Genomic DNA, 13,765 nt, shown 5'->3' on the forward strand with positions numbered 1-13,765 from the left:
GCCTCGCCCGGGGCCCGCGAGACGCCGCGGAAAAGGGTGGGCTCGTGCGGGGCGCCGCCGCCTACACTCCCCGGCATGGCGATGCGGAAGGCGAACGACCAGGCCGCGGACCCGATCGCGGACCCGACCGTCGGCGCCGCCGCGTTGGCCGGGATCGCGCGCCGGCACGGCGTCGCGCCGGCTGACGTCCGGCCGGCGCCGCGGCAGGGCGTCGCCGCCCATGTGCGGCTGCTCGGCGAGGAACTGGTCCTCAAGGTCGCGCGCCCCGGCGACGCCGGCTTCGCCGCCGACCTCCGCAAGGAGGCCGTGGTCATTCCCCATGCCGCGCGCCTCGGCGTGCGCACCCCGGAGGTCGTGGAGTTCGACGGCGCGGGCGGCGAGCTTGGCGCCCCCTACCTGGTGCTGCGCCGCGCGCCCGGTGTCGCGCCCTCCGACGACGAGCCGGGGCCCGTCGCCTACCGCGAGCTCGGCGAGCAGCTCGCCCTGCTGCACGCCGCGCCCCGGACGCCGCTCGCCGGCGTGCCGGAGGACCGTGCGGGCGACCCGCGTCCCGACGTCGAGGCGCTGGCGGCCCGGGGCTACCTCAGCGTGGGCCTCGCGCGCTGGCTGCTCGACTGGCTCGACGAGCTCGCCGCCCAGGCGCCGGCCGAGCCGCCGCTCGTCCTGCTGCACGGCGACGTGTCCGCCGGCAACCTGCTGGTCGACCCGGCGAGTGGCGCCCTGACCGCGCTCTTCGACTGGGGCGACGCGGCCTACGCCGACCCGGCCGTCGAGTTCGCCAAGGTGCCGCCGCGCGCCGTCGGGGCGGTCCTCGCCGGCTACGCGCCCGACGAGATCGTGTCGTGGTGGCCGCGCGTTCTGCGGCACCACCTCTCCTGGGCCGTCGGCCGGACGTCCGGCGCCCCCGAGCCGACGGCCAAGCACTGGTCGGCCCAGCCGGCCAACCGGCTCCTCGAACTGCTCCGCTACTTCTCGGCCGATGACGCGGCCGACGGCTGGACCAGGTCCCAGCGGTTGCCGTAGCGGTCGACGAAGACCGCGACCCGGCCGTAGGGGGCGGTCCACGGCGGCTTCTCGATCGTCACGCCGGCGGCCGTGAACCTGGCCAGGTCGGCTTCGAAGTCGTCGGTGTAGAGGAAGAAGCCGACCCGGCCGCCGGTCTGGTCGCCGATCCGGCTCCGCTGGTGGTCGGTGACCGCCCTGGCCAGCAGCAGCCCCGTCTGCGCCGCCGGTCCTGGGGCGACGACCACCCAGCGCTTGCCTGGGTAGTCGTCGGGCTGGGGGGTGTCCTCGCGCAGCTCGAAGCCGAGCGCGCCGGTGTAGTACGCGATGGCCTCGTCGTAGTCGGGCACGACGAGGGTGAGCAGTCCGAGTTGGGGGCACCTCCCGGACGAAGTCTGGGGGATCATCGCGGCAGCATGCCATCCTGGTCCGTATGGCCGACGGCGGGTACCGCGAACGGCCGGCGCGCCTCGCCGGCCTGGCCGGCGGCGTGGTGTGGGACCTCGCGGCGCCGACCGACCGGGTCGGCCGGGTGCTGCCTGACGGCTGCATGGACCTGATCTGGGACGGCGCGCGGCTGCTGGTCGCCGGCCCCGACACCCGCGCCCATCTGGTGGCGAGCGCGGCCGGCGCGCGGTTCACCGGGCTGCGGTTCGCGCCGGGCGTCGGGCCGCTGGTGTACGGGTTGCCGGCGAACGAGCTGACCGACCTGCGGGTCGGACTTGACGAGCTGTGGCCGGCGCGGTCGGTCCGGTGGCTCACCGAGCGGGTGGCGGGCGCGGCCAGCGCCGGGGCGGCCCTGGAGGAGCTGGCCGCCGCGCGGCTTTCGGCCGCGCCCGAGCCCTGGCTGGCCAGGGCGGTCGCGGCGCTCGCCGCCGGCCGCGGGGTGGCGGAGACCGCGGGCGAGCTCGGGCTGAGCGAGCGGCAGCTGCGCCGCCGGGGCCTGGCCGCCTTCGGCTACGGCCCCAAGACGCTGGCGCGGGTACTGCGGCTGCAGCGGGCCCTGGGGCTGACCGACGCCGGCACGCCGCCGGCCACGGCGGCGGCATTGGCCGGCTACGCCGACCAGGCCCATCTCGCGCGCGAGGTCAGGGAGTTGACGGGCGTGCCGCTGACCCGACTCAGGGCGTGAGGCGTCACTGGTCCAGGGGGTCCAGGGGGGCGAAGAGGTCGACGCCGTTGCCGTCGGGATCCTGGACGACCGCGTAGCGCTGGCCCCAGAAGGCGTCCCACGGCGCCTTCTCGCCCAGGTGGCCGGCGGCGGTGAGCTCGGCGTAGAGGGCGTCGACGGCGGCCGCGTCCGCGCAGCGGAAGGCGATCCCGATCCGTTGGGCGCCGGGCACCGGCTTCCAGTCGGGCAGGAACGACCTGATCGTCTCGACGGTGTCCCAGGCGAACCGCAGGCCGCCGGGGAGCGTGGCCTCCACGTGCGGCTGGTTCTCGGCTCCCTCCGGGACGTCGAGGCCGAGGCGCCGGTAGAAGGCGAGCGAGGCAGCCAGGTCGTCGGTGACGATGCCGATGAGGTCGAAGCGCGGCGTCGGTGCGTTCCGTGCGGTTCGTGCTGTCATGCGGGCGACGCTAGGCGGGGTGGGCGCGGGCCGTCTTGAAGGAATCGGACGTCCGCCGCCGGGACGCCTCCCGTTCGGGCGCCGCCGATCGGTTGAACCCACCGCCTGTGGATAACTCAGAATCTGTGGATAACTCGGGTGACAGGCCGAGCAGCCTGTGGATAACCCGCGTCCTGGTGACTTCCGGCTACACTGCGGCACGGCCCGAAGCCGCAACTCCTCTTTGCGACTTCGGGCCGACTCGTGGTGCTCGCCGGTTCACCCCAGGTCGGGCCGCCAGCCGCCGTTCAGCTGCGATCGTCGCAGGTCATCGCGGATTTCGAGCAGCCGCTGCCGGTGCTCACCCGAGGTCTCGATGAGGTGGTTGAGCAGCGGCGTGACCGCGGTCGCGATCACCTGCCTGACCGCCTCCTCGGCGACGACGACCATCCGCTCGTCAACCACTCGTTCCACGTATCGCTCGAGCTCGTGAAGGGCCCGCAGCGGAAAGTTATCCACAGGCTCGCCACCCACCGGGACCTGGGCCGCCGCCTCGGTGTCGAGGAGATAGGACCGCACCTGACGTGCGACGACGCTGTCCCGCAGCAGCATCCCGACGTTGAGCACGGCTCGCCTGGGGTAGAGGGTGAGGCTCCGCCTCGGCTGCGGCAGCCCCGGATAGGGGGACAAGTTGTCCCTCTTGAATCGCTGGAGCTCCAGGCCATCCAGAACCCGGAGGCCGCTCTCGATGAGCTCGCCGCGGTGTCGGATGACGATCTTCTTGACGGCCTCTCGGTCGACCTCGTAGAACTCGGCGACCATCCGCGTCGTCACGTGCAGCCCGTCCGGCAGCAGCCGCAGCGTCTTCACCTTGTCGAGCACGTCCACCCGATCCATGACGCGGCCTCGCAGCTCGCGCGAGGCGAGCAGGTCGCTCTCCTGGGCGTTCATCATCGTTCCCCTTCCTGGCCCCTGAGGGCCCGACGGATGGCGTAGCGGGCCTACGCCATCCGGGTTAACGATGGTGATCCTGCGAAGATACGGGCGAACGCCGCCCATCCGTCCGAAGCGGGTCAAGTCGTGCGTGGGCGGCGGCGGTTCACTCCGCCCAGGGTATGGTCCGCACCTCGCCGGTCTCCGGGAGGGTGGCCTGGCCGTCGTGGCGCATGCAGACCAGCGCCTCGACCGGCTCGGTGCCGGCCACCGAGATCCGCCGGGCCTCGCCGGCCGGCAGGACCGCGGCCTGGCCTGGGCCGACGAGCGCCGGCTCGGCGCCGGCGTCTCCCGTCTCGCCCGTCTCGCCCGCCTCGTCCGTGCCGCCCGCGGCGACGGCGAGCGTGCCGCTGAGCGGCACCCACACCTGCTCGCGGTCCACGGAGTGCGCCGGGCCCTGGGCGCCCGGCGCCATCCGCACCGTCCACGCGCTGAGCTCGTGGGAGCCCAGGCTCGGCGCCGCCAGCCTGGTCATCTCGGCGTTCGGGGTGGTGATGACGTCGTGCTCGGTCGGGGTGTTCACCTGCATGGGGCTCGCTCCTCCAGCGTCGGGCAATGAGTAAAGCTGCTTGACTCACACTCTCCGAGCGTAGAGTAAAGCAGCTTTACTCACCTGTGCCACCATGGACCCCGTGCCAGAGCCAGAACCGCCGCCACCCCAGCCCGAGCTGACCTTCCTCCTCGGCATGGGGTTCCAGCTCCTCCTCGCCGAGTTCGACGCCCGCGTCGCCGAGCACGGCTACGGCGACCTCCGGCCGATCCACGGCCTGGCCTTCCAGGCGCTGCGCCCCGCCGGGGCGACCAGCAGCGAGCTGGCGGCGCGGCTCGGGGTCACCAAGCAGGCCGCCGGGCAGATCGTGGACGACCTGGAGCGGCGCGGCTACGTGCGGCGCGAGCCGCATCCGGCCGGCGGGCGGCGTCGTCTCGTCGTGCTCACCGAGGCCGCCCACCGCCATCTGGCCGTCGCAGGGCGGGTGCTGCACGCCCTGGAGGCGGAGCTCGGCGATCGTCTCGACGTCGCCGCGCTGCGCGTCGATCTCGAACGGCTGGTGGGCGTGTTGGCGGACGGCCGTCCGCTGCCGCCGCTGCGGCCGGTGTGGTGAGGGTCAGCCGAGGGCGACCGAGTAGGGCGCGAAGCGGCGGGTGATGTCGCCTGGGATGTCGGGGGCGCCGCGCACCATCAGCGTGGTGTCGTGGCCGTCGCCGAGGCCGTTGGCCCGGAGCCAGGCGCCGAGCTCCGGGTGGCGGGCGTCCACGTCGTAGCGGACGGCGCGGCCCGCCTCGGCGCCGAGGCGGGCGATCAGGGCCTGGGCGGTGGCGGTGTCGTCGGCGACGACCGGGCCGATGACGACGCTTGACGGGTTGGGCCAGGCGGCGGCGAAGCCGGCGAGCCGGCCGGTGCGGGCGTCCGCGGCGACCAGGAACCGGTCGGCGAAGGCCGGCAGCCGGGTCAGCAGCCCGGTGCGGTCGGCGCCGAACACCGGGCGGTCGTAGGCCAGCACGGCCGGCAGGTCGGCGGCGGTGGCCGGCCGCACGGCCGACGCCGCTCCGGTCGGCGGCGGCACCGCGCCGGTGAAGGTGCCGCGGATGGTGGTGAGGCTGCCGACCGCCTTGAAGCCGAGCTGCTCGTAGAGCGGCCGGCCCTGCTCCGTCGCGGAGAGGAACGCGGTGGCCGGGCCGCACTCGGCCAGGGCGTGCCGCATCAGGTGGCGGGCGATGCCGCGGCGGGCGTACCGCTCGGCGACCAGCACCATGCTCAGGCAGCGGTGGTCGTCCCCGTAGGCGGTGACGACGACGGTGGCGATCAGCCCGCCAAGCGGGTCGCCGGCGGGGGCGTCGATGCCGTAGCCCTGGCCGGCGGTGAGCAGCAGCCGCCACTTGTGCTCCTCGCGCGTCCAGTCCCGGCTGTCCGCCAGGTCCAGGCAGGCCGTCAGGTCGGCCAGGTCGAGGCGGCGGACGGGCAGGTCGGTGGCGGAGAGCGGCGTCACCGCCCCACAGTGGCCGATGCCCGCGCCCCGACGCGAGCGGTTTTCGTACTCCGCGCGGCCTTCCCGCGCCGCGCGGCCAGCGCCGCCCGCCCGCGCCTGGTGGGTCCCCAGGGCTTGAGCACGGAGATCGCGGTCATGAACAGGTAGAGGCTGAGCGAGACGACGGGCGGCGCGACGAGCGCCGACGGGTCGGAGGCCGCCCGTCCGGCCGCGACCTCGGCGGCCGCGTTGTCGATCCCGGCGCGGAACAGGAACAGCGAGGCGAGGCCGGCGCCCAGCGTGAGCCAGAACTTGGCGTACACCCAGCGGTAGCGGGCCAGTCCCCACGGCGTGCCGAGGGAGAGGACCAGGCCGGAGCCGAAGGTCGTCAGGGCGAGCGGCGCGATCAGCCAGTCGCCGAAGATCTTCATGGCGCGGTAGGCGGCCTCGGCCGTGGCGGCCGAGTCGGTGGTGGCGCCGGCTATGCCGAGCACCAGCAGGCAGAGGGTCAGGCCGAGCCAGCCGACGGACACGACGACGTGTGCGACGAGGAGGGCCCGGCGGACCGGACGACGCAGCTCTCTCATGCCGCCACGGTCCCGCGCCGCCCCCGGCCGCGTCGTCGGACGGCGGAAGCATTCCCGGCTACTCCCGGTTGAGTACGTGCGGGGTCAGGCGTCGGCGAGGGGGTCGCCCGCGAAGGGGTCGCCCGCCACCCCGGCGAGCCTGATCAGCCCGGGACCCTCGCTCGGGAAGTCGTCGACCAGCACCCACAGCGTGTACGTCCAGCCGCGGTCGGCCGCGCGCCCGGTCGCCCACGCCAGGACCTCGGCGACGTCGGCGTCCGCCACCTCGTACTCGTCGGCCGCGACGGCCGTCACGTCCCAGAAGGAGACCCGATAGCGCGTCTCGTCCCGCTCCCAACTCGTGTCCCTCGGATCGACGCCACGTATCCGCATGGCGTCAGCCCAGGTTCCCGTCGGCGATGAGTTCCGCGTCCGGTCGTGGTCAGCAGTGCATGACCACCAACGACATTCCCTTCGACCTCGGCCCGGCGGCGCGCGGCGTGGCCGGGCTGCTGGACGGCGTCGGCGACGAGCGGTTCGCGGCCGTTACGCCCTGCCCCGACTACCGCGTCGAGGACCTGCTGCGCCACCTGCTCGGCCTGACGCTGGCCTTCCGGGCCGCCGCCCGCAAGGAGTTCGGGCCGCTCACCGATCTCAGCCCCACCGACCCGGCCGCGCCTGCGCTCTCCCTCGACGGCGACTGGCGTGGCCGGTTGCGCGGCCAGCTCGACGAGTTGGCCGCGGCCTGGCGGCAGCCGGCGGCCTGGGCGGGCGAGACGCGGGCCGGCGGCGTGACCATGCCGGCCGCGGTCCTCGGCCGGGTCGCGCTCAACGAACTGCTGCTGCACGGCTGGGATCTGGCCCGCGCGACCGGCCAGCCGTACTCGGCCGACGAGGCCAGCGCGCGGGTCGCCATCGCGCTGCTCTCCGCCCAGACCGAGGACGCGGCCCGCGAGGGCACCGGCTTCGGCCTGGTCGTCCAGGTCCCGGCCGACGCCTCCCCCCTCGACCGCGCCGTCGGCCTGGGCGGCCGCGACCCCTCCTGGACGGCGTCGTCGAGCGCGGGAGGATGATGTGCCGCGGCGGGGGGTGAGTCTGAGGGGGCCTATGCCGTGCGAGCCGAAACCCGATCCGCTGGCGGACTATCCGCACTGGTTGGACGATGAGGAGCCGGAACCTCGGCCGCCGCGCCGCCCGGTGGGCCCCGTCGGGCGCGCCGTCCGCTGGGGCTGCCTGGCCGTCGGGGCGGTGCTCGCCTTCCCCGTGGCGCTGATGCTGATGCTGGCCGCCAGCAACGCCGTTCCGACGCCGACCCCGGACGGGGATCCACTCGACCTGACCGAGGGCGAGTTGGTCGGTGCCTGGGCGGACGACGTGGGCAGCCACCTGACGTTGGCGCCGGACGGCACGTTCCAGATCTTCGGCGCCTGCGGGGACTTCTCCGGCACCGACGTCGAGCCGTTCTCCCGAGGGGAGACGATCAGGTCCGGCACCGGTGACTGGCGGATGCGGGAGTCGCCGCACGAGCTCACCGTGGTGCAGCTGGACTTCGCGGGCGGCACCGGGTTCGCCAGCTACACCGTGTGGGGCACGCGCGAGGCACCCGTCCTCTGGACGTACCTCGGGCCCCCGGACGCGGGGGACCTCTGCGTCCTGCACGGCGCCGTCGAGGAGTGACGACGGTGTCCGGCCCGCCGGGGGGCGGGCCGGGCACCGTGGGGGGCGGGGGTCAGTCGGCCAGTGGGAGGTAGACGCGGTTGCCGGAGTCCGCGAATTCCTTGGACTTGGCGGCCATGCCCGCCTCGATCGCGTCGCCCGTCAGGCCGAGTTGGTCGCCGTAGTCGTTCCTGATCTCCTGGCTGATCTTCATCGAGCAGAACTTCGGCCCGCACATGGAGCAGAAGTGGGCCGTCTTGGCCGGCTCCGCCGGCAGGGTCTCGTCGTGGAAGGCGCGGGCCGTGTCGGGGTCGAGGGCCAGGTTGAACTGGTCCTCCCAGCGGAACTCGAAGCGCGCGTCGGAGAGCGCGTCGTCCCAGACCTGGACGCCCGGGTGGCCCTTGGCCAGGTCGGCGGCGTGCGCGGCGATCTTGTAGGTGATGACGCCGGTCTTGACGTCGTCGCGGTTGGGCAGGCCGAGGTGTTCCTTCGGCGTGACGTAGCAGAGCATCGCCGTGCCCCACCAGGCGATCATCGCGGCGCCGATGCCCGAGGTGATGTGGTCGTAGGCGGGCGCGACGTCGGTGGTGAGCGGGCCCAGGGTGTAGAAGGGGGCGCCGTCGCAGATCTCCTGCTGGAGGTCGATGTTCTCCTTGATCTTGTGCATCGGGACGTGGCCCGGGCCCTCGATCATGGTCTGGACGTCGTGTTCGCGCGCGATCCGGTTGAGTTCGCCGAGGGTGCGGAGTTCGGCGAACTGCGCCTCGTCGTTGGCGTCCGCGATGGATCCGGGGCGGAGGCCGTCGCCGAGCGAGAAGGTGATGTCGTAGGCGCGCAGGATCTCGCAGAGCTCGGCGAAGTGCGTGTAGAGGAAGCTCTCCCGGTGGTGCGCCAGGCACCAGGCGGCCATGATCGAGCCGCCGCGGGAGACGATGCCGGTCTTGCGGCGCGCCGTGAGCGGGACGTAGCGGAGCAGCACGCCGGCGTGCACCGTCATGTAGTCGACGCCCTGCTCGGCCTGTTCGATCACCGTGTCGCGGTAGCTCTCCCAGGTCAGCTCCTCGGCCCGGCCGCCCACCTTCTCCAACGCCTGGTAGATGGGCACCGTTCCGACCGGCACCGGCGAGTTGCGGAGGATCCACTCGCGGGTGGTGTGGATGTCGCGGCCGGTGGAGAGGTCCATGATGGTGTCCGCGCCCCACCGGGTGGCCCAGGTCATCTTCTCCACCTCCTCGTCGATGGACGAGGTGACGGCCGAGTTGCCGATGTTCGCGTTGACCTTCACCAGGAAGTTCCGGCCGATGATCATCGGTTCGGACTCCGGGTGGTTGACGTTCACCGGCAGCACGGCGCGGCCGGCGGCGATCTCGTCGCGGACGAACTCGGGGTCGCGGTTCTCCCGGATGGCGACGAACTCCATCTCGGGAGTGATCTCCCCGCGCCTGGCGTACGCGAGTTGGGTGACGGCGCCCGTGCCGTCGGCACGGCGCTCGGCGATCCACGCGCGCCGCAGCGGCGGCAGGCCGCGGCGGACGTCGGTGGCGATCTCGGGGTCGGTGTAGGGCCCCGAGGTGTCGTAGAGGGTCACGGAGTTGCCGTCGGTGAGGTGCACCCTCCGCACCGGCACCCGCAGATCGGGGCGCGAGCCGGTGACGTGTCCCTTGTGCGAACCGATGACGGGCGCGCTTGACGTGCCCGTTTCCTGCTTGGTCATCAGACCCACTCCCTACGCCGGCATTACCCGGTAACAGGTTCGGCGGTCGGCGCAGCGGCAGCGCCCTCTCAGCCCCGTGCTCGGAGCTCCCGCGATCTATCGAGCGGTACCGCGGTGAGGCGGTACGGCCCCTCCACGCTAACCGCATGACGCGCGCGCTGAACAGGGGGCCGGGCGTCCTCCGGGCATCCGATGGACTTCTTAGGCGATGATCGGCGGGTGACCGCAGACACCGCACACCCCGAACCCCGCGAGGTCCACCACGGCCACGCGCATCAGCACGGCCCGCCGGCGCCCGTCTCGGCGCACCTGCGCCGCGTCATCGCGGCGGTGCTGATCCCGTTCGCGGCGCTGATGGCCGCCGGCCTGGTCCTGCTGTGGCCGGGCGGCGCGCCCGAGCACGAGGAGCGCACCGGCGTCGGCTTCGACCAGCAGTTGGAGCAGGCGCGGGTGACGGAGGTCGCGGAGTCGCCGTGCGAGGACCTCGGGGTCCAGCTGCCGACCAACATCGAGGGCGCGTGCGCCGAGGCCACGGTGGAGGTGACCTCCGGCCAGGACACCGGCCGGACGTTCACCGAGGTGGTGACGCCCGACGCGTCGCAGCAGTACCACGTCGGGCAGGAGGTGATCGTCGCCTACGCGCCCGACGCGCCCCCGGAGCTGCAGTACAGCATCACGGACGTGGACCGGCAGGTGCCGATGCTGCTGCTCGCCGGGATCTTCGCGGTGGTGGTGGTGCTGGTGGGCCGGCTGCGGGGGCTGTTGGCGCTGGTGGGGCTCGCGGTGAGCTTCGCCGTGCTGACGCTGTTCATCCTGCCGGCCATACTCAGCGGTTCGAACCCGCTGCTGGTGGCGGTCATCGGCGGCAGTGTGATCATGCTCACGGCGCTGTACCTGTGTCACGGGGTGAACGCGCGGACCTCGGTCGCGGTGCTCGGCACGCTGGTGTCGCTGCTGCTGATCGGGCTGCTCGGCTCGGTGTTCATCGAGTGGGCGCACCTGAGCGGCAACACCGACGACCAGACGGGCCTGGTGCACAGCCTCTATCCGGACATCGAGATCCAGGGCCTGCTGCTGGCCGGCATCCTGATCGGCTCGCTCGGCGTGCTCGACGACGTGACCGTGACCCAGACCTCGGCCGTCTGGGAGCTCAAGCGGGCCGAGCCGGACGCGAGTTGGCTGAAGCTCTACCGCTCGGCGATGCGGATCGGCCGGGACCACATCGCGTCGGTCGTGAACACCCTGGTGCTGGCCTACGCGGGTGCGGCGCTGCCGCTGATGCTGCTGTTCACGATCGCGCGGGCGAGCGTGAGCACGGTGGCGTTCAGCGAGCTGGTCTCCGAGGAGATCGTGCGGACCCTGGTGGGGTCGATCGGCCTGGTGGCCTCGGTGCCGGTGACGACGCTGCTGGCGTCGCTCGTGGTGAGCGCCGACCGCCCGGCGCCCGGCACGGCGGCGATTCCGGCGCCGGCGGGCGCGCCCGCCGGGGACGCGCTCGTGCCGGCGGCTCCGTCGATGCCGGCGGCTACCAACCGCCACCGGAGGAGGAGGAAGAGGTGAACTTCCGCACCACGAAGATCAGCACGGCCACCAACGCGGCGAAGATCAGGACGCGGAAGGCGAGCCCGAGCACCCAGGTGATCAACGTGATGAGCAGGCTGCCGAAGACGACCAGCGCGAGGGTGGGGATGGCGATCCAACGCACCCACCACGGCAGTGTCATAAAGGCGGCTTTCATTGCCCCGGCTCCTTCATCGATTCTCCGACGTTCTCGATGCTAAGGGCGGCGGGCGGGGTGTGGGAGGCCCGATCGCCCCGGTCCTCCCCTGACCGTTCCCTGACTCCGACCCTGAGGCCGGCCTCGTTCCGCGGTGCCGGTCAGCTCCCCTCGGGGGGCGTGAAGACCACCATCACGCGCAGGTCCTCGGTGATGTGGTGGAAGCGGGCCGGGGTGCCGGCCGGCACGTAGACCACGCTGCCGCGCCCCACGGTGGTCGTCTCCTCGCCGACGGTGACCGACGATCGGCCGCTGACCACGAAGTTCACCACGTCCTGCCGCTGGGGCCGCTGGGTGTCCTGCTGGCCGGCGTCGAGCGCGTACAGCCCGACCGATATGTTCCGTTCGTTGAGGAAACGCAGGTAGGCGCCGTTGTTCGCGAGCCGTTCCGCCTCCAGCCGATCAAGTCGGAACTCCTTCATCGCGTCATTTCCTTTGCGCTCCAGGTGCCATCTGCAACGATCCCCTGTATGACAAGCATTTTGTTCAGGTTCATAGCCAACGCCGTCGCCCTGGCCGCCGCCGTCTGGCTGGTCGGTGACATCACCCTCGGCGAGGACGACGCCAGTACCGGCAGCAGGGCCGTCACCCTGCTCGTCGTCGCGCTGATCTTCGGTGTGGTCAACCTGATCGTCAAGCCCATCGTGAAGTTCTTCGCCCTCCCCCTGCTGATCGTGACCCTCGGCCTGTTCACGCTGGTGATCAACGCCTTTATGCTGCTCGTGACCGGCTGGATCGCCGGCGAGGACCGCTTCCAGGTCGACGGGTTCATGGCCGCGGTGCTGGGCGGCCTGATCATCTCCATCGTGTCCTGGGCGGTCAACCTCGTCCTCGACCGGGACTGACGGTACTGACGGGACTGACGGGAACCCCATGGCCTTCCGGATCTGCGTGGTCTGCTCCGGCAACATCTGCCGCTCACCTATGGCCGAAACCGTGCTGCGGGCCCGCCTCGCGGAGCAGGGCCTGGCCGAGGAGTTCACCGTCGACAGCGCCGGCACCGGCGGCTGGCACGTCGGCGAGCCGGCCGACCCGCGCGCCGTCGCGGCGCTGACCGCCGCCGGCTACCCGGTCGGCGCCCGCGACCACGCCGCGCGGCGGTTCGAACGCGACTGGTTCGACCGCTACGACCTGGTCGTCGCCATGGACCGCGGCCACGAGCGGGAGCTGCGCCGGCTGGCCCCGACCGAGCGGGACGCGGCCAAGGTGGTGCTGCTCCGCGACCACGACCCGGACGTCGGCGCCGGCGCCGGCGCCGACGCCGACGCTGAGGAGCGGGACGTGCCCGACCCGTACTACGGGGACGACGACGGCTTCCACGCGTGCCTGCGGATCATCGAGTCGGGCGTGGACGGAATGCTCGGCGAAGTGGTGACGCGGTCATGACGGCGACGGTGTCGGTGGGTGAGCGGGTCTCCGGGCTGCTCGACGGGGCTGGCGGCGTCGCGCACCGGCTCGGCGGCGGCGACGTCTGCGAGGGCTACCGGGTGGAACTGTCCGGCGGTCCCGGCGATCCTGGTGGCGAGGTGTTCGCCAAGACGTTGACGGGCGCGCCGGCGGACTTCTTCGCGGCCGAGGCGGCCGGCCTCGCCCTGCTGCGGTCCACCGGGGCGGTGGCGGTGCCCGAGGTGCTGGCCGTCGAGCCCGACGTGCTGGTGCTCGACTGGGTGCCGACGGCCCCGCCGAGCGCGGCCGAGGCGGAGCGGCTCGGCCGCGACCTCGCGGCGCTGCACGACACGGCGGCGCCGCACTACGGCACGGCTGGCCCGCTCTTCCTCGGCCCGGTGCCGCTGACCACCCCCGACCCGCCGGTCACCGACCCGGCCGGCTGGCCCGCCTACCACGCGGAGCACCGGCTGCTGCCGCTGCTGCGGCGGGCCGTCGACGGCGGCGGCATCGGCGAGCGGGACGCGCGCGACGTGGAACGGCTCTGCGACCGGATCGACGACCTGGCCGGCCCGCCCCAGCCGCCGGCCGTCATCCACGGCGACCTCTGGTCGGGCAACATCCTGTGGACCGGCGACCGGCCCCGCCTGATCGACCCGGCGGCGCAGGGTGGCCACCCGGAGGCCGACCTCGCCTTCCTGGAGAACTTCGGCTGCCCGCACTGGGAGCGGGTGCTCGGCGCGTACGAGGAGGTACGGCCGGTGCCGGGGCGGCGTGAGCGGGTTTCGTTGCACGTGTTGCACCATGTGCTGCTGCATGCGGCGTTGTTCGGCGGCGCGTACGGGGCGGAATCCGGCGGCCTGGCCCGCCGCGCCCTGTCCTGACGGCCGCCGGTTTTTCCCCACCCACCCGCCCTTTACGCGCTTCGCGCGGTGCGGCCCTGCGGGCCGGCGCGTCCCGCGCGGCGCGCGGCTGGCGCGGTCGCTGGGTGCGGGCCGGCCTTGGTGTTTCCCCACCCACCCGCCCTTTCCAGCGCGCTTCGCGCCGAGAACACGCCGGCGCGGCCGGCGCCGGGCCTGCGGCCCACCGGGGCTTTCCGCGCTTCGCGCGGGAGCGCGGCCCGCGGCCGGCAGCCAGCCCTGGCAGGGGGCCCGCGG

The 13,765-nt window shown here is 73.2% G+C and carries 19 protein-coding genes; 9 read left to right on the top strand and 10 right to left on the bottom strand.

Annotated features, from left to right (window positions below; genetic code table 11):
- The first annotated feature begins 75 nt into the window (after positions 1 to 75).
- On the top strand, positions 76 to 1,023 hold the full coding sequence (locus ACYVPE_RS26940; protein ID WP_461036312.1) for a phosphotransferase family protein: 948 nt from the start codon (positions 76 to 78) through the stop codon (positions 1,021 to 1,023).
- Here ACYVPE_RS26940 and ACYVPE_RS26945 read toward each other — a convergent pair.
- Positions 966 to 1,409 carry a VOC family protein gene (locus ACYVPE_RS26945; RefSeq protein WP_461036313.1) on the bottom strand — a complete coding sequence of 148 codons (444 nt, stop codon included), beginning with the start codon at positions 1,407 to 1,409 and terminating at the stop codon, positions 966 to 968. The two genes, ACYVPE_RS26940 and ACYVPE_RS26945, sit on opposite strands and share 58 nt — an antisense overlap.
- A 26-nt stretch (positions 1,410 to 1,435) precedes the next feature.
- Here ACYVPE_RS26945 and ACYVPE_RS26950 point away from each other — a divergent pair, with 26 nt between their 5' ends.
- The gene (locus ACYVPE_RS26950) at positions 1,436 to 2,134 is read left to right on the top strand and encodes a helix-turn-helix domain-containing protein (RefSeq protein ID WP_461036314.1); all 699 of its coding nucleotides are present in this window, start codon (positions 1,436 to 1,438) and stop codon (positions 2,132 to 2,134) included.
- A gap of 4 nt (positions 2,135 to 2,138) precedes the next feature.
- On the opposite strand, the gene ACYVPE_RS26955 is transcribed toward ACYVPE_RS26950, so the two are convergent.
- The 3 genes from ACYVPE_RS26955 to ACYVPE_RS26965 form a co-directional block, all read right to left on the bottom strand.
- Entirely contained in the window at positions 2,139 to 2,570 is a 432-nt protein-coding gene (locus ACYVPE_RS26955; RefSeq protein ID WP_461036315.1) for a VOC family protein, read from the bottom strand.
- Positions 2,571 to 2,828: 258 nt separating this feature from the next.
- Positions 2,829 to 3,503: a restriction endonuclease gene (locus ACYVPE_RS26960; RefSeq protein ID WP_461036316.1), complete on the bottom strand. Its 675-nt coding sequence runs from the start codon at positions 3,501 to 3,503 to the stop codon at positions 2,829 to 2,831.
- A gap of 145 nt (positions 3,504 to 3,648) precedes the next feature.
- A complete protein-coding gene (locus ACYVPE_RS26965; protein ID WP_461036317.1) occupies positions 3,649 to 4,071 on the bottom strand; it encodes a cupin domain-containing protein in 423 nt (140 codons plus the stop codon).
- 94 nt (positions 4,072 to 4,165) lie between these two features.
- Here ACYVPE_RS26965 and ACYVPE_RS26970 point away from each other — a divergent pair, with 94 nt between their 5' ends.
- A complete protein-coding gene (locus ACYVPE_RS26970) occupies positions 4,166 to 4,645 on the top strand; it encodes a MarR family winged helix-turn-helix transcriptional regulator (protein ID WP_461036318.1) in 480 nt (159 codons plus the stop codon).
- A 3-nt stretch (positions 4,646 to 4,648) separates the two neighbouring features.
- On the opposite strand, the gene ACYVPE_RS26975 is transcribed toward ACYVPE_RS26970, so the two are convergent.
- From ACYVPE_RS26975 to ACYVPE_RS26985, 3 genes are all read right to left on the bottom strand, one after another.
- Positions 4,649 to 5,530 carry a GNAT family N-acetyltransferase gene (locus ACYVPE_RS26975; RefSeq protein WP_461036319.1) on the bottom strand — a complete coding sequence of 294 codons (882 nt, stop codon included), beginning with the start codon at positions 5,528 to 5,530 and terminating at the stop codon, positions 4,649 to 4,651.
- Positions 5,527 to 6,096 carry a DUF2269 domain-containing protein gene (locus tag ACYVPE_RS26980; RefSeq protein WP_461036320.1) on the bottom strand — a complete coding sequence of 190 codons (570 nt, stop codon included), beginning with the start codon at positions 6,094 to 6,096 and terminating at the stop codon, positions 5,527 to 5,529. The genes ACYVPE_RS26975 and ACYVPE_RS26980 overlap by 4 nt, the downstream gene beginning before the upstream one ends.
- 84 nt (positions 6,097 to 6,180) lie before the next feature.
- On the bottom strand, positions 6,181 to 6,468 hold the full coding sequence (locus tag ACYVPE_RS26985; protein WP_461036321.1) for a hypothetical protein: 288 nt from the start codon (positions 6,466 to 6,468) through the stop codon (positions 6,181 to 6,183).
- A gap of 59 nt (positions 6,469 to 6,527) precedes the next feature.
- Between ACYVPE_RS26985 and ACYVPE_RS26990 the strand changes: the two genes are divergently transcribed.
- Positions 6,528 to 7,148 (top strand): TIGR03086 family metal-binding protein, encoded by a 621-nt coding sequence (locus ACYVPE_RS26990; RefSeq protein WP_461036322.1) that lies wholly within the window; start codon positions 6,528 to 6,530, stop codon positions 7,146 to 7,148.
- Positions 7,149 to 7,230: 82 nt separating this feature from the next.
- The gene (locus ACYVPE_RS26995; protein WP_461036323.1) at positions 7,231 to 7,752 is read left to right on the top strand and encodes a hypothetical protein; all 522 of its coding nucleotides are present in this window, start codon (positions 7,231 to 7,233) and stop codon (positions 7,750 to 7,752) included.
- Positions 7,753 to 7,804: 52 nt separating this feature from the next.
- Here ACYVPE_RS26995 and thiC read toward each other — a convergent pair whose 3' ends face one another.
- Complete coding sequence (gene thiC, locus ACYVPE_RS27000) at positions 7,805 to 9,445, bottom strand: phosphomethylpyrimidine synthase ThiC (RefSeq protein ID WP_461036324.1); 1,641 nt, start codon at positions 9,443 to 9,445, stop codon at positions 7,805 to 7,807.
- 192 nt (positions 9,446 to 9,637) lie between these two features.
- Between thiC and ACYVPE_RS27005 the strand changes: the two genes are divergently transcribed.
- The gene (locus tag ACYVPE_RS27005) at positions 9,638 to 11,005 is read left to right on the top strand and encodes a YibE/F family protein (RefSeq protein WP_461036325.1); all 1,368 of its coding nucleotides are present in this window, start codon (positions 9,638 to 9,640) and stop codon (positions 11,003 to 11,005) included.
- On the opposite strand, the gene ACYVPE_RS27010 is transcribed toward ACYVPE_RS27005, so the two are convergent.
- A complete protein-coding gene (locus tag ACYVPE_RS27010) occupies positions 10,971 to 11,183 on the bottom strand; it encodes a DUF5326 family protein (protein ID WP_132817665.1) in 213 nt (70 codons plus the stop codon). The two genes, ACYVPE_RS27005 and ACYVPE_RS27010, sit on opposite strands and share 35 nt — an antisense overlap.
- A 140-nt stretch (positions 11,184 to 11,323) precedes the next feature.
- Entirely contained in the window at positions 11,324 to 11,644 is a 321-nt protein-coding gene (locus ACYVPE_RS27015) for a cupin domain-containing protein (RefSeq protein WP_461036326.1), read from the bottom strand.
- Between the two features lie 48 nt (positions 11,645 to 11,692).
- On the opposite strand from ACYVPE_RS27015, the gene ACYVPE_RS27020 reads away from it, so the two are divergent.
- The 3 genes from ACYVPE_RS27020 to ACYVPE_RS27030 are packed head-to-tail and all read left to right on the top strand — an operon-like array spanning position 11,693 to position 13,492.
- Entirely contained in the window at positions 11,693 to 12,067 is a 375-nt protein-coding gene (locus ACYVPE_RS27020; protein ID WP_461036327.1) for a phage holin family protein, read from the top strand.
- 28 nt (positions 12,068 to 12,095) lie between these two features.
- The gene (locus ACYVPE_RS27025; RefSeq protein ID WP_461036328.1) at positions 12,096 to 12,608 is read left to right on the top strand and encodes a low molecular weight protein-tyrosine-phosphatase; all 513 of its coding nucleotides are present in this window, start codon (positions 12,096 to 12,098) and stop codon (positions 12,606 to 12,608) included.
- A complete protein-coding gene (locus ACYVPE_RS27030) occupies positions 12,605 to 13,492 on the top strand; it encodes a fructosamine kinase family protein (protein ID WP_461036329.1) in 888 nt (295 codons plus the stop codon). Before ACYVPE_RS27025 ends, ACYVPE_RS27030 begins: the two co-directional genes overlap by 4 nt.
- Positions 13,493 to 13,765 lie beyond the last annotated feature (273 nt).

This window comes from Streptomyces mayteni, from assembly GCF_054783955.1.